The organism is Pantoea sp. PNA 14-12, assembly GCF_004364735.1.
GTDB classification, from domain to species: domain Bacteria; phylum Pseudomonadota; class Gammaproteobacteria; order Enterobacterales; family Enterobacteriaceae; genus Pantoea; species Pantoea stewartii.
Map to the genome: position 1 here is coordinate 732094 of NZ_SOAJ01000002.1, position 16309 is coordinate 748402.

Annotated in this window: 12 protein-coding genes; 6 read left to right on the top strand and 6 right to left on the bottom strand. The window is 53.1% G+C overall.

Features of this window, described 5'->3' with window-relative positions:
- Positions 1-80 precede the first annotated feature (80 nt).
- Positions 81-3179, bottom strand: a complete 3099-nt coding sequence (locus C7434_RS10955) for a multidrug efflux RND transporter permease subunit (RefSeq protein WP_033739415.1) — start codon at positions 3177-3179, stop codon at positions 81-83.
- A 649-nt stretch (positions 3180-3828) separates the two neighbouring features.
- Here C7434_RS10955 and C7434_RS10960 point away from each other — a divergent pair.
- The 3 genes from C7434_RS10960 (at position 3829) to C7434_RS10970 (ending at position 6327) form a co-directional block, all read left to right on the top strand.
- Positions 3829-4359: a GNAT family protein gene (locus C7434_RS10960; RefSeq protein ID WP_033739417.1), complete on the top strand. Its 531-nt coding sequence runs from the start codon at positions 3829-3831 to the stop codon at positions 4357-4359.
- A gap of 187 nt (positions 4360-4546) precedes the next feature.
- Positions 4547-5245, top strand: a complete 699-nt coding sequence (locus C7434_RS10965) for a response regulator (protein WP_033739419.1) — start codon at positions 4547-4549, stop codon at positions 5243-5245.
- Positions 5242-6327, top strand: a complete 1086-nt coding sequence (locus C7434_RS10970) for an ATP-binding protein (RefSeq protein ID WP_033739422.1) — start codon at positions 5242-5244, stop codon at positions 6325-6327. Before C7434_RS10965 ends, C7434_RS10970 begins: the two co-directional genes overlap by 4 nt.
- Here the strand turns inward: C7434_RS10970 and C7434_RS10975 are convergent.
- Positions 6283-7233 (bottom strand): ATP-grasp fold amidoligase family protein, encoded by a 951-nt coding sequence (locus C7434_RS10975; RefSeq protein WP_033739424.1) that lies wholly within the window; start codon positions 7231-7233, stop codon positions 6283-6285. The two genes, C7434_RS10970 and C7434_RS10975, sit on opposite strands and share 45 nt — an antisense overlap.
- A gap of 473 nt (positions 7234-7706) precedes the next feature.
- Between C7434_RS10975 and C7434_RS10980 the strand changes: the two genes are divergently transcribed.
- From C7434_RS10980 to C7434_RS10990, 3 genes are read left to right on the top strand one after another with little or no spacing between them, the layout of a single operon-like run.
- A complete protein-coding gene (locus tag C7434_RS10980; protein ID WP_006120487.1) occupies positions 7707-8705 on the top strand; it encodes an ABC transporter substrate-binding protein in 999 nt (332 codons plus the stop codon).
- On the top strand, positions 8705-9739 hold the full coding sequence (locus tag C7434_RS10985; RefSeq protein ID WP_033739425.1) for an iron chelate uptake ABC transporter family permease subunit: 1035 nt from the start codon (positions 8705-8707) through the stop codon (positions 9737-9739). The genes C7434_RS10980 and C7434_RS10985 overlap by 1 nt, the downstream gene beginning before the upstream one ends.
- Positions 9739-10500 (top strand): ABC transporter ATP-binding protein, encoded by a 762-nt coding sequence (locus C7434_RS10990; protein WP_006120484.1) that lies wholly within the window; start codon positions 9739-9741, stop codon positions 10498-10500. The genes C7434_RS10985 and C7434_RS10990 overlap by 1 nt, the downstream gene beginning before the upstream one ends.
- A 173-nt stretch (positions 10501-10673) precedes the next feature.
- On the opposite strand, the gene C7434_RS10995 is transcribed toward C7434_RS10990, so the two are convergent.
- From C7434_RS10995 to mgtA, 4 genes are all read right to left on the bottom strand, one after another.
- A complete protein-coding gene (locus tag C7434_RS10995; protein WP_006120482.1) occupies positions 10674-10928 on the bottom strand; it encodes a FaeA/PapI family transcriptional regulator in 255 nt (84 codons plus the stop codon).
- Positions 10929-11253: 325 nt separating this feature from the next.
- Positions 11254-11718 carry a hypothetical protein gene (locus C7434_RS11000; protein ID WP_033739427.1) on the bottom strand — a complete coding sequence of 155 codons (465 nt, stop codon included), beginning with the start codon at positions 11716-11718 and terminating at the stop codon, positions 11254-11256.
- Positions 11711-12493: a winged helix-turn-helix domain-containing protein gene (locus tag C7434_RS11005; protein ID WP_039340102.1), complete on the bottom strand. Its 783-nt coding sequence runs from the start codon at positions 12491-12493 to the stop codon at positions 11711-11713. The genes C7434_RS11000 and C7434_RS11005 overlap by 8 nt, the downstream gene beginning before the upstream one ends.
- Positions 12494-12966: 473 nt before the next feature.
- Positions 12967-15669, bottom strand: coding sequence for a magnesium-translocating P-type ATPase (mgtA, locus tag C7434_RS11010; protein WP_133745463.1), 2703 nt, complete (start codon positions 15667-15669; stop codon positions 12967-12969).
- Positions 15670-16309: the final 640 nt, after the last annotated feature.

Consider the following 16309-nt stretch of genomic DNA (forward strand, 5'->3'; position numbering starts at 1 on the left):
ACAATGCAGAAGGCGTTGGTCTTCTCCACTGTGCTTTTCACGCCAGGAGGCGGCCTTTGCCCACGCGGCCCTGCACACTGTTAAGACCGCTTGCGCGTCAGTTTCTCCACGACCTTCATGACCGAGAAATAGAACAGCGGAACAAAGAAGATGGCCAACGTGCCGCTGATCATGCCACCAAACACGCCCGTTCCAATCGCCTTTTGCGTTGTCGCGCTGGCCCCTGTGGCCAGCATCAGCGGTACAACACCCAAGGTAAACGCCAGCGATGTCATCAGAACAGGCCGCAAACGCATACGTGAAGCCGCTAAGGTGGCGTCGACCAGCCCCTTACCACCTTCGTGAATCTGTTTCGCAAACTCGACGATCAAAATGGCATTTTTTGCCGACAGCCCGATGAGAGTGATCATCCCGACTTTAAAAAAGACGTCGTTTTGCATATCCAGCATGCTGACCATCAGTACCGCTCCCAGCAGTCCCAGCGGGACGACCAGCATGACCGATATCGGAACTGACCAGCTTTCATACAGCGCCGCGAGCACCAGAAAGACCACCAGCATCGACAGCACCATGAGCGCGGGCGCTTCTGATGCAGATTGCTGCTCCTGTAACGATCCGCCGCTCCACTCAAGGGCAAACCCTTCAGGCAACTGCTTTACCAGACGTTCCATCTCGTTAAGCGCATCGCCACTTGAATAGCCTGGTGCAGGGTTACCGGTGATTTTTATTGACGGGTAGCCCTGATAACGCACCTGTTGCAAGGGGGCAGTTTCCCACTGAGCCTGCACAAACTCAGCGAGCTGCACCATGCCGCCTGTCGCGTTGCGCACATATAACGCCAGGACGTCGTCCGGTTGCATGCGATATCTCGCATCCGCCTGAATAATGACCTGCTGCATACGATCGCGGTTCGGGAAGTCATTGACGTACAGCGAACCGATCGCTCCCGAGAGCGTCTGGCTGATCTCCTCAAAAGAGACGCCCAACGCGAAGGCTTTCTGGCGATCAATATTCAGTCGGATCATCTGTCCGTCAGGCAGGCCATCGACATAAACGTTGCGGACCACCGGGCTTTTTGCCGCCAGCGCGAGCAACTGCGCTTCAGCCTTCTTCAGTTCAGCAAGGCCTTTACCACCGCGATCCTGCAGACGCAGGGTAAAGCCCGAGGAGTTTCCCAGCTCATCAATGGCGGGCGGGATCAAACTGAAGGTTTCCGCTTCAGGATTCATCGCCATCTGTTCCTGCGCATGCGCCGCTTCAGAAAAGGCGGTCGCGCCGTTTCGTTCGTCCCAGCCTTTTAAAGTCGTAAACGCCATCGCCGAGTTGGGCCCGGATCCGGCAAAGCTGAAACCGAGAATGGCGATGGTCGATTGCGTCGCGGGGCGTGAAAGCACCGCCTGTTCAAAAGCCTTAACCACGTTTAACGTGCGCGCTGCCGTGGCTTCCGATGGTAGCTGAATGGACGTCATAAAGTAGCCCTGATCCTCTTCAGGCAAAAAGGACGAAGGCAGATTTTTCATCGCCAGGAAAAGCAGCAGACACAGCGCCGCGTAAACCCCCAGCGCACTGCCGACGCGTTTCAGTAAGCGACTGACGCCGCGACCATACAGCGCCGTAATGGCGGCAAACTGGCGGTTAAATCCGCCAAAAAATCCTGTTTTCTGCTGCGCGTGTTGGTTGACAGGCCTGAGCAATGTCGCACAAAGGGCGGGGGTCAGGCTCAGCGCCAGAAATGCCGAGATCAAGACAGAGACAGCCATTGTCAGCGTAAACTGGCGATAAATCGCGCCGACCGACCCGCTTGCCATCGCCATCGGGATAAACACGGCACTCAGCACTAACGTAATGCCGATGACCGCGCCGGTAATCTCTTTCATCGCTTTCCGGGTCGCTTCTTTCGGGCCCAGTCCCTCTTCCGCCATGATACGTTCGACGTTTTCCACCACGACGATGGCATCATCAACAATGATCCCTATGGCCAGTACCATACCGAACATCGTAAGTACGTTGACCGAGAAGCCAGACAGCAGCATAACGGTAAATGTGCCCAGCAGGGCAATCGGAGCCACAATAGCCGGGATAAAGGTATAACGAATGTTTTGCAAAAACAGGTACATGACGAGAAAGACCAGCACCATGGCTTCAATAAAGGTATGAACCACTTTCTCAATGGAGATTTTTACAAACGGCGTGGTATCAAACGGAATGCTGTAGGTCATGCCTTCGGGCATGGCGTTACTCAGTTCATTCAGGCGCTGTCTGATCCTGTCTGCGGTTTTAACGGCGTTTGCTCCCGGCGTCAGCTGAATGGCCGCCGCCGTCGACACGTGACCGTTTTCACGCGTAGCAAAACCATAGGATTGGGAACCCAGTTCGACGCGGGCCACATCCGACAGAATGACGCGCGAACCATCGGGATTGGCGCGTAAGGTAATATGACCAAACGCCTCAGGTGAGCCGAGCTGCCCGGTGACCAGCAGCGGATAGCTGACCTGCTGACCGGGGATAGCGGGTGAATCACCGGTCCGGCCTGGCGCAATCTGTGCGTTTTCGATGCTGACCGCCCGGTTAATATCGCTGACGGACAGACGATACTGACTCAGCCTGACGGGATCGATCCAAATCCGCATCGCTTTCTCGGCACCAAACAGCTGAACGCGGCCCACGCCTTCCACCCGGCGCAGTTCTTCGGAGAGGTTACGGGAAAAGTAATCGCTCAGATCGGCGTCAGTCAGCTTACCGTCTTTCGATGTCAGCCCGACAATCATCAAAAAATTTGCGCCTGAGGCTTCAACGCTCAGGCCATTCTGTCTCACAACCTGCGGCAGGCGAGGCTCCACCACTTTTATACGGTTTTGCACGTCAACCTGCGCCAGCTCGGGATCGGTTCCCGGCGCGAAGGTCACGGTAATGGAAGCCATGCCGCTGGTATCGCTGGATGATTCGTAATACAGCACGTGCTTCGCCGAAGAAAGCTCACGCTCAATCAGGGCAATCACGCTGTTGTTCATCGTTTCCGGCGTTGAGCCCGGATAAGAGGCATTAATGGTAATGGTAGGCGGCGCGACAGACGGATACAGGGCCACCGGTAATTTTGGAATCGCGAGCAGGCCAGACACGATAATAAAGATGGCAATTACCCAGGCAAAAACGGGGCGGTTAATAAAAAACTGAGGCATGTTCTACCCTGAGAAAATAAGTAAGGTGTGTTCCTGCTGCATCTGATCAGGTGTTATTCAGCGCATGACGCCCTTTTGTGCGCATCTGTGGGATGCATTTCACCCGACGCGCTCCACCGTCAGTTTTCAGTCAGCCGATGGACAACGGACTTATATAACAGCCGGGTAACCCGACCGCCGCGCCAGGCTGTGGCGTTTGTCGCGACGGCCTGCCAAAAATGCCGGTTCCACGCGTGAACGGTGAGCGTTTTTTTTGGATAATAAAGCGCAATAACCGTCGGCTTTGCGTGGGGAACACGATAAATTTTTTGAGACAGGCCTGATGCGGGACTTATTCCTGTCGCGAGTAATGACCAAAATAAACAGCAATAACTTAACCTGATTAAAATACCTGGCCTCATCACGAACGGTCTCATAATAATGCGCATAGTTACAGCTTAACGCGCGAACAATGAGCCATGATGTCATTTTTATGGAGGGAATATGGAGAAGAAAATCATTAAATAAAAACGGGGGGAATGGCTTATATACGATGGACAACATCAAACCATCAACAGTAATATAGCGCCAGTTTTCACACAGTGCAGCCTTTTAAAAATGCTTCATCTGTCCTTATTATCGCTTCTATTTCCTCACGTAAAGGTGCGTTATGCAAATAGCAGAATCAGAACGATTAATCCTGCGGCGTTTTATGCCGGACGACGCCGAAGCGCTGTTTGCTTATTTGTCTGATCCCCAGCCCGCATGCTTTTACGATGAAAAACTGGAAGACATGGCCGCCGCCAGAGAGGAAGCCGCAAAAAGGCGCGATGATGACACGCAATATGCCATCTGTTTAAAAGAAACGGGTGCCGTGATCGGCCATCTGTTTGCTTCTGGTGAGGCCGAGCCCGATGACAATACGTTAAGCGTTGGCTGGTATGTCAATCCACACTATCAGGGACAGGGTTTTGCACTGGAAGCCACGACCTGTCTGTTTACTTATCTCTTTAACGTCAGGGACGTCCGCCGCCTCTATGCGTATGTTGCAAGCGATAATGCAGGCTCACAAGCGCTATGCCGCCGTCTGGGGATGCGCCTGGAAGGCTGCTTCAAAGAGTATGTCTGTTTTACGCAGGAAGACGGTGTGCCTGTGTATGAGGACACGTTGGTTTTTGCCCTGCTGCAAAAAGAGTGGTGAGTGAACTGTTGCGAGCCTCCTGCGGTCTCATCGTGCTGTATGCGTTCAGGGCCTGATGTCTGTTATGTCGCAGTGTGCTTTGCTGGTCTGCCGCGACTGACATACTGTGCCGATTGCGAGGCGACGCATTCTGGTGTGGATGTGACATTGACCGGCAACCGTTTCTGACTTTGATGTTGAGGGCGTCATGAATAACGACAAATTAATCCTGGTGGCGGAGGATGATGTTGAAATCTCCGATATCCTGATGAGTTACATCAAGCGAGCCGGGATGAGAACCGTCCATGCGGCCGACGGTGAGCAAGCCCTCACATTGATCACCCGCCTGCAGCCTGATTTAGTGCTGCTTGATATCCAGTTGCCCCGCGTTGATGGCTGGAATGTCCTTTCAACATTGCGCAAAGAGAGCAATACGCCGGTCATCATGGTCACAGCCCTGGACCAGGATATCGATAAACTCATGGGGCTTCGGCTGGGTGCGGACGATTATATCGTTAAACCGTTTAATCCTTCTGAGGTCGTGGCCCGTATCGAGGCGGTGTTGCGCCGCGCCAACCCTCAGGCGGCACCGCATAACCTGATTAAAACCCGTTTCATGACGCTTTATCCCGATGAGTTTTATGTGGAGATCCACAGCAACGGTCAGACACTGACGCCTGTCCTGACCACGACAGAATTTAAACTGCTGACGCACATGGCAAAATACCCACGTAGAGTTTTTAGTCGGGAAGAGTTGCTGAACGCCTGCTTACCTGAAAGCGATACGCTGGACAGAACGGTCGACAGCCACATGAGTAAATTACGCAAAAAATTCGAAAACTGTGGCATATCAGGCGTACCGGAAAGTATTCGCGGCATGGGCTATCGGCTGGGTGAACAGAAGTGAATAAAGACAAAGCGCTCAGTCGGCAAATTCTTTTGTTTATGCTGACTCTGGCCTTAGCCATTATTTTTGTTGCGGTGGTGGGCTCCTATCTGTTCTACAGCTTTGTCATTGATCATATCCCTGGTGGCTTATCCGCCAGCAACAGCGAAAATATGACGGTCTTCGACTGGGTCTGGATCGCCATCAGTTCCTCTCTCTGCATCCTGATTGCCTTGCTGTTTGCGTTTAAACTCACCGCGAAAATCCTTCACCCCTTAAGTTCCGTGGCCGCCAGCCTGCGACGTATTTCTCAGGGTGATTTAAGCGCGCGCGCCGCCAGCAGCCAGAGCCGCCTGGGCGAGGTCAATCTGTTAGTCCGGGACTTTAACGACATGGCGGAAAAACTGCAGACCCTGGACAACGAAAGGAAGTCCTGGAACGCGGCCATTGCCCACGAACTTCGCACACCGGTGACTATTCTGCGCGGCAGGTTGCAGGGGCTGGTCGACGGCGTTTTTGAGCCTGAACCCCACTTATTTATCAGCCTCTTGCGGCAGACTGAGGGATTATCTCGTCTGATCGACGACCTTCGCGTTGTCGGCGCGGCGGAAGGGGGTTCGTTTACGCTGGATATCCAGTCTGTCCCGTTTAGCGATATCCTGGAGAACGTCAGTACTGCGTTTTGCCATCCGTTCCGTGAATGTGGATTCACTCTGGTCATGGAGAAAACGCAGGCGATAACGCAATGTGATCCCCTCAGAATTATTCAGTGCCTGACGATTTTATTTGATAATGCACGCAATTACGCCACGCCAGGCCCGATCGCTGTGCGAAGCGGTGTCCGGGACAGCGCCTACTTTATTGAGGTGGAAGATGCGGGGCCGGGCGTAGCCGAAGAGTTCCAGCGTCATATGTTCGAGCCGTTTCAACGTGGTATCGCAGGTCGTGCGGCCAATCCGACAGGCTGCGGGCTGGGCCTGTCGGTCGCCAAAGCAATTATGCAGGCTCACGGTGGCGATATCGGCTATAAAACGTCTTCTCAGGGCGGGTCGCTGTTTTTATTGCGCTGGCCCGTTGCGCGCCAGGGCAGATCGGCAGGATAAGGTGGGTTGATACGGCTTCTGTTGCCACATCGCGCCGAGTTTAGCGTCCCATTCCAGAGGCATTATTTTGAGCTTGCCGCGCTGAGGCGTTAAGGTGATTTCACTAAAATACAGGCTGTCATCTTTCAGCATTAAATCGACCCGACAGTAGTCGATATCTTTTGCCAGCGCCTGCGCGGCACAGAGTGCGCGATAAAACAACGCGGGCTCTGCTATCGGCGCAGGATGATGAGGATAGTCAATCTGGAAAGGCTGCAGTTCCCACTTTCTGTTGTAGACATTGACATATTCCCTGCCCTGCTCATCCGTAAAATCCGCTTCAATAATGCTGGCATTACCGTTGAAACAATGGATACGCAACATCTCAGGCGTTGTACTTCTTTCACGGCCTGCAAACAATTCAATATATTCTTCACAGAGAATCATCGGCGAGATGTTTTTATATTGCCATTCCCGAGTGGTGTAATACATATTCTTTTTCATCGCTAAATCCAGCTTCAGTAAAGCGGCTTTGATATTGAACGTCGTTTTGTCTTTACAGATTATCGTGCTGCCGCTGTCGTGATTGCATTTCAAAACGAAAGTCGCGGGTAAACGGTTTAACGTAATCTCTTTGGTGCTTTTATACGTGTTAATGAGTGGCACAATCATCACATCATCGGTCCGGCTGGCCACGTAATCGCGCACCGCTAATTTATCCGCCAACTGCGTATAATGCGGATTCCTGTCATAAATCAACCGATGACACATTTTTTCATTCAGGGTGACCGGATGAATCAGGTCAGGCTCTCTGCCCAGTAAAATACGCAATCGCTGCGTATGAAAACGTGCATCATTAATAATAAAACACCTTGCAACCTTGAGGCCGTATTCACAGTATTTAGCAATAAACGTAAGGGTATTCATGACATCCTCCACAATGGTGGCAGGATGATAAGCACCCCAGGTTGCCTGAGTTTGTCTGAACTGTGGAGCGCAAATGGAGGCTATCTGTTTCACTCTGCTCTCTCACCCAGGCCCGTTTTAATCGTGCGTTCGGTCAAAGTGCAAAGCGGTTTTTGGGTTTATTCTCTGATATCGATGCCGCTCAATGGTTCGTGATCTTTTTATCACGTGGAAAACGATTAACCCGTTCTTATGCAAGAGCGGCGTCAGTGCCGCCTCAGCAAGGGCTTATCACGCTGTTTTGACTCGGCGTGATTTATCTTTATTGCTGCGCTGATATTTCTTTCCCGGCTAATAACTGAAGTAAATTTTATGCGTTTTTGTTAAATATCAACTCATATAATAATGATTTCTATTTACATTTTTTGTCTGATAAAATTCGCCGCGCCAGAATCGTTACGGCATGCCGTCTCATTTAATGATGGAAAACACCAATGAAAAAAATGCTTAGCCTGTTAAGTTTTATTTTCCTCACGACGAGTTCCGCCTGGGCCACCACCTATCCGCTGACCATCGAAAACTGTGGTCAGAAGGAAACCTTTACTAAAGCGCCAGCGCGCGTCGTAGCGCTTGGGCAAAATACGGCGGAAATCATGCTGCTGCTGGGCCTGCAGGATAAAATGGTGGCGAGCGCATTCTGGCCGACCAAAGTGTTACCTGAGCTTGCTGAAAAGAATGCGAAAGTGCCGGTACTGACGGTGGAAATCCCTACGCTGGAATCCATCCTGGCGAAAAACCCCGATTTTGTGGCTGCCCAGATTCAGCTACTGATGGGGCCGAGCAGTAAAGTTGCCAAACGCGAAGACTTTGAGTCCGTTGGCATAAACACCTACCTGTCACCAGGCATGTGTGCCACAAAGCAGAATACCGGCGATATTTATGGCAGCCGTTCGACGCTGTGGAATATGGCCTATGTTTACGAAGAAATCGCCGATTTTGCCAAAATCTTTAACGTTGAAGATCGCGGACAGCAGGTGATCAACGACTTTAAGAAGCGTGAAAGCGCCCTGAGAAAAGCCTTTCCTAAAGGCAAGAAAGACCTGTCTTTCGTGTTTTGGTTCTCCAGCTCCTCCCCCACCGCGGATGCCTACGTGGGCGGTAAAAATGGTGCCTCCGGCTTTATCGCCGATCTGCTGGGCGGCCATAATGCCATTACCACCGAAACCGAGTGGCCCACTGTCAGTTGGGAAAGTATCATTGCCGCCAATCCGGATGTCATCGTGGTCACCAGCCTTGATCGTAATCGCTGGAAGCTGGATAGCGCCGAAGAAAAGATTAAGTTCCTGAAAAGCGATCCGGCCGTGAGCCAGCTCGATGCCGTGAAAAAAGGCCATATTGTCGTGATGGACGGTCAGGCGATGAACCCGACGATTCGTACGATTTATGGTGCAGAACAGGTTGCAGAGCAGTTACGTAAGATGGGCCTGAATTAATGAGTGAAGGGGTTGTTCAGGCACGACGAGTGGGGTTTATCGCCATTGCGATCCTCGCCCTTGTCGTGCTGGTTGTGGTGATTGCACTGGGCGTCAGCGTAGGCGAGTTATCAATACCGCTAAAATCCGTCTTTTATACCGTCACCAATAAACTGGGAATGACGGCGGTGCCCGTTAACCGTATCCATGAAAGCGTGATCTGGGATTTCCGTTTAAGCCGGGCGCTGGTTGCCGCATTCAGTGGGGCAGGTCTGGCGATCTGCGGGGCGGTGTTACAGAGCCTGCTGAAGAATGCACTGGCCGAACCCTACGTGTTAGGGGTTTCGGCTGGCGCATCAACCGGGGCGGTGTTGATTGTGGTCTCGGGCGTCGGCGCGGGGGCCATCTCCCTTTCGCTGGGCGCCTTTACCGGTGCCTTTGCGGCCTTTGCGTTTGTTGCCCTGCTGACCAATGGCGCACGTGGCGGGACGGAGCGCACGATTCTGGCGGGCGTTGCGGCATCGCAACTCTTTAATGCGATAACCGCTTACACCATCAGTACCTCGGCGAATGCGCAGCAGGCGCGCGACGTCATGTTCTGGCTGCTGGGCAGCTTTAGCGGCGTACGCTGGCCGGAGTTTCAGTTGGTGGTCGTGGTCGTGCTGGTCGGTTTAGCGGTCTGTCTTTATTATGCGCGCGCGCTGGATGCCTTCACCTTTGGCGACGATGCCGCGGCTTCATTAGGTATTCCGGTTGGCGTGGTTCGTCTGGTGCTGTTCACGGCAACCGCCCTGATGACCGCCACGATTGTCAGCATGGCCGGCTCGATTGGCTTTGTCGGGCTGGTGGTGCCGCATGTGATGCGCTTCTTTTTCGGTCCTCTGCACAGCCGCCTGCTGGTGGCCTGTGCTATCGCGGGTGCGATTTTGATGGTGCTGGCGGACATTGCCTCTCGTATGCTGATTGCCCCCCAAAGCCTGCCGGTGGGCGTGGTTACCGCGCTGGTGGGTGTGCCATTCTTTGCCGTTATTATTTATCGCTCCAGGAATCAATAATGAGCATTAGCGCCGAACACCTTACCTGGCAGGTGGGGAAAAAAATCATCGTTAATGACGTTTCCCTGGCGGTATCGCCGGGCGAAACGGTGGGATTACTGGGGCCAAATGGCTCAGGCAAATCCTCCCTGCTTCGTCTTCTGGCTGGCCTGCGTAAGCAACAAAAGGGTAAAGTGCTGCTGGATGGCAAGGACCTGTCGTCCATTGCCCGCAAACAGCTTGCCCGCCGTGTCGCCTTCGTTGAACAACATGCGTTAACCAGTGCCAATATGCGTGTGCGCGATATCGTCAAACTGGGCCGCATTCCGCATCACTCGCCGTTTTCCAGTTGGACCCATCAGGACGACGACATCGTCGATGCCGCACTGAAACGTGTGGATATGGCCTCACGTTGCGATCAGGGCTGGCAGAGCCTGTCTGGCGGAGAACGGCAACGTGTGCATATCGCCCGGGCCCTTGCCCAGTCACCGAATGAAATACTGCTTGATGAGCCCACCAACCATCTGGATATTCACCACCAGATTCAGCTGATGAAGCTGATCAGCGAGCTACCGGTCACCAGCATTGTGGCAATTCACGATCTGAACCATGCCGCGCTGTTTTGCGATCGTCTTATCATTATGCTGCACGGGGGCGTGGTGGCGCAGGGCACGCCGGATGAGATTCTCACGGAGTCACTGCTGTGGGACGTGTTCAGGGTCAAAACACAGATCGAGACGTCCCCGGTACATGGTAAAAAACATATTCATTTCTATGTGTGAATCCCCGCGGCGCGCCGTCAGGACGGCCGGTTACCGGCCATCAGTCTGACGCGCGCGGGGGCGCGTCCGTTGCCGCGTTATGACGGGCTTCTTTCCCTGCGGCACATCCCGCCTGTGCAGTCACGCACGGTTGCCGGTGAGCGTCAGGTCATCGGGAGCACGCATGGGAAACACTAAAGAATAAACCATTTACAGGATTTGGTTCCGGCCTCTCTTTTTAGCAGTCCACTGTTTTCCAGTTTTAACAGCCAGTTTCTTGCAGCGTAAATAGACATATCGCACTCATCGGCGACGTCGCGGGTTAATATGCCTTCCGACTGTTTTTTAATAAGACACATAATGACGTCTTTCATCTGTGGTTTTTTCTCAGTGTCCTGAAGCTGATTCCATTTCGCGTCACATTGAATTTTATAAGCAAGCTCTTTCATGGCCGTTTCCCCGTAAAGTGTTAACACCTCAAAAATTAAATTTTCCGGCTATGTCTGTTATTTCGTTACAGCGCCAGGCTGTAACGAACCCGGGCATGCTGCCGATATGAGGATTTAACAATTACGGGGCTCAAATAGCTACAAACACCTTGTAATGGTTAATTTTAGAAAGGAAAAACTGTTTTTATAAATTTATATAAAATTAAATTCCAAGCAAGAGACGCTCGCTGTGCAGGGTAGCCACCAGAAGGAGGCGTAAACCCGCACACATTCCGCAGGGCAAGGACGTGCGAAACGGCGCTACCCGCGTCTGCGGACAACGCCATTAGCGGGTATGACAAACGATAAGAGGTAATACCCGACTGCCTACCAATATCGCATCGTCCATTCCTTTAATTTTCGAAATATAGAGATAGGCAAAGTGGCTGTTTAATATATTTTCCGGTACGTTGTCGCGCAGACCGCGACTCACACTATAGTGGTCGAGCTTATAAAGTGACTGAATATAGGGTGAATACTGAAATTCGACATTACGTCTTAAGATATACGTATTTCCCGCTTGATAGACCGTTCCATCAACGGACACCATGCCTTCTCCGGAATGACGCAGCGTCAGCACAAAGCTGGCATCCAGATGATAATTCCGGGTGAGATCGCGCTGTTGAAAATTCGCTGCGCAGGTAAATTCGAACATGGCGCGTTGCGATTTTACAGAGTACAGGCCCCCCGCAATAAGCAGGATGGCACAGAGCAAAACCAGACTGAGCGACACGACGTTCTTCTTATTCATTCTCTGCCCGCCATCCGAGTTCAGAATAGTTTGAGCAGTAGGCCTGGCCGCCCGTTACGTGGCGGCAGTAAGCGACGTAGACATTGCCCCAGTGGCCGGCCGTCACGTTTCTGTCCGCGTAAAACAGATATTTGCCGCCCTTCTGACAGGGCATGCCGCTGCTGGCGATGATTTTGCGCCACACGGGTTCCGGCGGGAAAGCCGATTCCCCCGGATGCACCGGCAGATAGAGTACCTCGCAGCCGTTGACGTCTGCCACGCTGACAGGCGCGATCGATTTTTCAGGCCGGAGGGAAGACAGCACCAGCACAGTCATGCCTGCCAGCAGGAGCACCGCAATACCTGCAGCGTAATAACGACGGTCGCGTCGCGGCAGAGCCGCCGTCGGAGAGACCGGATCCGCAGTGGGAGCCGCCAGTTCCGGCTCAAGGTGCGTCGTTTGAATCGCCAGCGTGGGATTGAAAACAAAGCCCACTTTATAAACGGTGGTGATAACGTCCTGGCTGATGCCCAGCGAGGCAAAACCGCGTCGAATAGACGATACATAGGCATTCAGGCTGTTGAACGAAGGCGTTGCGCCCGTTTCCTGCCAGAAATTATCAAGAATATGTTCCCGGGCCAGCACCACGCCGGGGCTTTTCAGAAACATTTCCAGTAAATGATTGCAGGCAGGCGATAAGGGCACGCTGGTTTCACTGGACTCGACCAGGCACAGTCGTCCCTGAGCGGGTGAAAACCGAACCAGACCTTCAATTACATATTCTGTCTGCTGCATTTCAGGCTCCGGCAACACACAGGCAAGGCAGTAAACAACAACGCATGCGGGATAACGATCCTCAATCATCGGGCAAAAAAGTCCGCGCATCATCAGCGCCGGCCGGGTGTGGTATGCATGGCCACTGAGCAAAATCTTCTGACGTGGCGGGCAGTGTGCATTACCGGCCGGGGAAACGGGCGGCGTTCAGATACGTGTCCGTTCGCTGAGCTAACACGCATGATGACGGCAGATCCCTCCAACCCGGATATTGTCAGGTCAGGTTAAATAATTTCGCTGTAATTGTATCAGAGAACGCCACGGCAAGAGCGGGAATGGCAGAAAGGTTCGTCTACGTTATCGACATCACGTTTTTTGCAATGATGTAGCACAAGTTCACGAAGACGGGCCGTGCAGATGCGCACAGAGAGAAAACCGGTCAATGCCCCCTCACCTTGCGGCATTGACCGGCGATGTTTTTACGGCTGAAGCATTTAATACCAGCGGCCAAAGCGTTTGATGTACGCCATCTTCATTCCCTGCGCCACCAGACAGTAGCTAAACAGGGTGAGCACCAGCCAGGGGAAATAGTGCCAGGGCAGCGGAACTAATCCCACCAGCGTACCCAGCGAAGAGAACGGCAGCAGGATACCCGCCGCACAGATACCCATCGTGGTCAGCAGCACCGGCAGCCGGGCGCAGCTTTGAATAAAGGGAATTTTCTGCGTCCGCAACATATGCACCACCAGCGTTTGAGACAATAACCCTTCCACAAACCAGCCAGACTGGAAAAGCGACTGGGCGCTTTCATGATTTGCCCCGAAGACGTACCACATCAGCGCAAAGGTCGTGACATCGAAAATAGACGATGTTGGCCCCATCCACAGCATAAAGCGCTTGATGTTACCAGCATCCCACTTACGCGGTTTACGTAAAAACTCGCGATCCATCTTGTCCCAGGGCAGAGCCAGTTGAGAGATGTCATACATCAGGTTCTGAATCAGCAACTGGATAGACAGCATGGGCAGAAAAGGAATAAATGCGCTGGCAATCAGTACGGAGAACACGTTGCCGAAATTCGAGCTGGCCGTCATGTTCAGATACTTGATGATATTGCCGAAGGTTTCGCGCCCTTTGAGGACACCTTCGCCCAGCACAGCCAAATCTTTTTCCAGCAAGATAATGTCCGATGACTCTTTGGCAATGTCCGTCGCCGTATCGACAGAGATCCCCACATCAGCCTCGCGCAGCGCAGGCGCATCGTTGATGCCATCGCCGAGGAAACCGACGGTATGACCATTCTGCTGCAGCAGTTTAAGCACGCGTGACTTTTGCTGCGGCGTCAGCCGGGTGAAAATCATGCAGCGCTCCACTTCCGTGCGCAGCACCGCGTCGCTCATGTCATCAATCTCATTGCCGGTCAGCATGGCTTCAGAAGCCAGCCCCACTTCCTGACAGACGCGCAACGTCACCAGCGGATTGTCGCCTGTCAGCACTTTGACCTTCACGCCACTGTCTTTCAGCGCCTGAATCGCTTTGCCCGCGCTCTCCTTAGGCGGATCCAGAAAGGTCAGCATCCCTTCAATGGTCAGCTCGCACTCATCATTGCTGCTGAGTGGCAGCGCTATGCCGTGCTCACGGGTTGCCACCAGGAGGACGCGAAAGCCTTGCTGATTATAATGCTGCGTCAGGTTCAACAGTTCGACGCGTTTCTGTTCGCACAGCGGAATGACCGACTCGCCCTGACGTAGTGTGGTCGCAGCAGCCAGCATTTCCTCGACCGCCCCTTTGCAGATTAACAGTGGACGGTGCGTTTGCAGATCTTCCACCACCACAGAGACACGACGGCGGACGAAGTCAAAAGGCAGCTCATCCACCTTCTGAAACTGGCTGCACTGGGCCGCAGACAGGGTTTGCTCTCCAAATTTAAGTACCGCGCGGTCCATCAAATTTTTTGCCCCGCTCTGGCTGCTGCTGTTGAGCCAGGCCAGCAGCAATACGCGCGCATCCTCTACGCCTTCCCCGTTCAGATGCGCCGACAAAAAAATGTTGTCCTGCGTCAGCGTGCCGGTTTTATCGGTACACAGCACATCCATTGCACCGAGGTTTTGAATCGCGTTCAGCCGTTTAACGATGACTTTGCGCCGTGACATCGCAATCGCGCCTTTGGCCAGATTGGCACTGACGATCATCGGCAGCATTTCGGGGGTCAGACCGACGGCAACCGCCAACGCGAACAAGGTGGCGTCCATCCAGTCGCCTTTAGTAAAGCCGTTGATCAGTAAGACAACCGGCACCATCACCAGCATGAAGCGGATCAGCAGTCTGGACACGCTGTTTACGCCACGGTCAAACGCGGTCTGCGGACGACGACCCGAGAGCGAGGCCGCCAGCGAACCAAACCAGGTTTCACTGCCGGTGGCGACGACCAGTGCGCGAGCCGTGCCGCTGGCGACATTGGTCCCCATCAGACAGCTGTTTCTGAGCTCCAGTACACTGCGACCGGGCTGCTCTGCGATCTCTTCACCTGCGCTGAGATCGTTTTTCTCAACGGGCAGCGATTCACCGGTCAGGATCGCCTGGCTGATAAACAGATCGCGCGAAGCCAGCAAACGCACGTCGGCCGGCACCAGATCGCCCGCACTCAATAAAATCACATCGCCGGGCACCAGTTCACGCATATCGATATCGTGACGGCGGCCAGTCGTGCTGCCTTCTTCACGACGCAGTACGGTAACCTGCGTGCGAACCAGCGACTTTAAAGCCTGCGCGGCGCGGTTGGTACGGAACTCCTGCCAGAAACGCAGCAGTCCACTGAGCGTTACCATGGTAAGTATGATGATCACGCCAGACAGATCGGTGTCCTGACCGGCCCGCAGCGGTAGCCAGTAATCGGTTACCCAGCTGACCAGTGCCAGCACCATCAGCACATAGATGAACGGATTGTTAAAGGCCAGGATCAGCTGGACAAACGCGGAAGGCGCTTTTTCATGCACCACCTCATTGCGGCCATAATCACCCAATCGCGCCCGGGCTTCCGTGTGCGTCAGGCCCTCATAGCTGCTGTGGAGGTTGCTCAGCGTGACATCGGTGCGATTGCGTGCTTCGCGTTCAATGGCAAAGGGCGTTTTGGTTTTTTTAAGTGTACGCTGGCGGTTGTGAATCATCGCGGCGTGTTCGAGTTTCATGTCGCTCATGTCGACATCTCCCTGATTTAAAGCAACAGATATCCTGCATGCGAAATAAAGCATGCCTGTATTTCCGGTTATTTCCGGTAAAGAGGTTCAGTCAGTTTTTAATAAATAAGCGCGCACGTCCGCCGCGCAGAAAAATAAAAATACCGCGCAATACCGGACCTGGCGAAATAAACGCACAAAAAATGACTGTATGAGAAAGGGTGCGCAGCCCGCGGCTACGCCTGTCGAGGCGGAGGAAAAAGGGCCTGAATATACATAAACATAATGCGCTCTCGCAGTGACTACAGCGTGTATTTCAGGGAGAGCAATCGGATCGTACAGAGAAGATTGCTGCCCGCCAGGTGGCAAGCAGCGAAATGCAGTTAGCTTGCCGGAGTAATAACGTATTTAGGGTGACTGTCCAAAGTATGACTCCTGCGACTATTTTCGCTTAGTATAATCCCAGCCCCGTTCGGGTAAAGAAAAATAACGGTTCAATCCCGGTTTCGTTTATTAACCGTTGTGACTTCAGCATGCCCGCCTGACCAGCCTTATAACCGCGCTGCATTTGTTATAACTTTTTTGCATATCATTAGCCCATAATCGACTATTCTTTGCATGAGCCCTTTCGTACACTCGCGTTACTTTCTCAGGCAAGGAT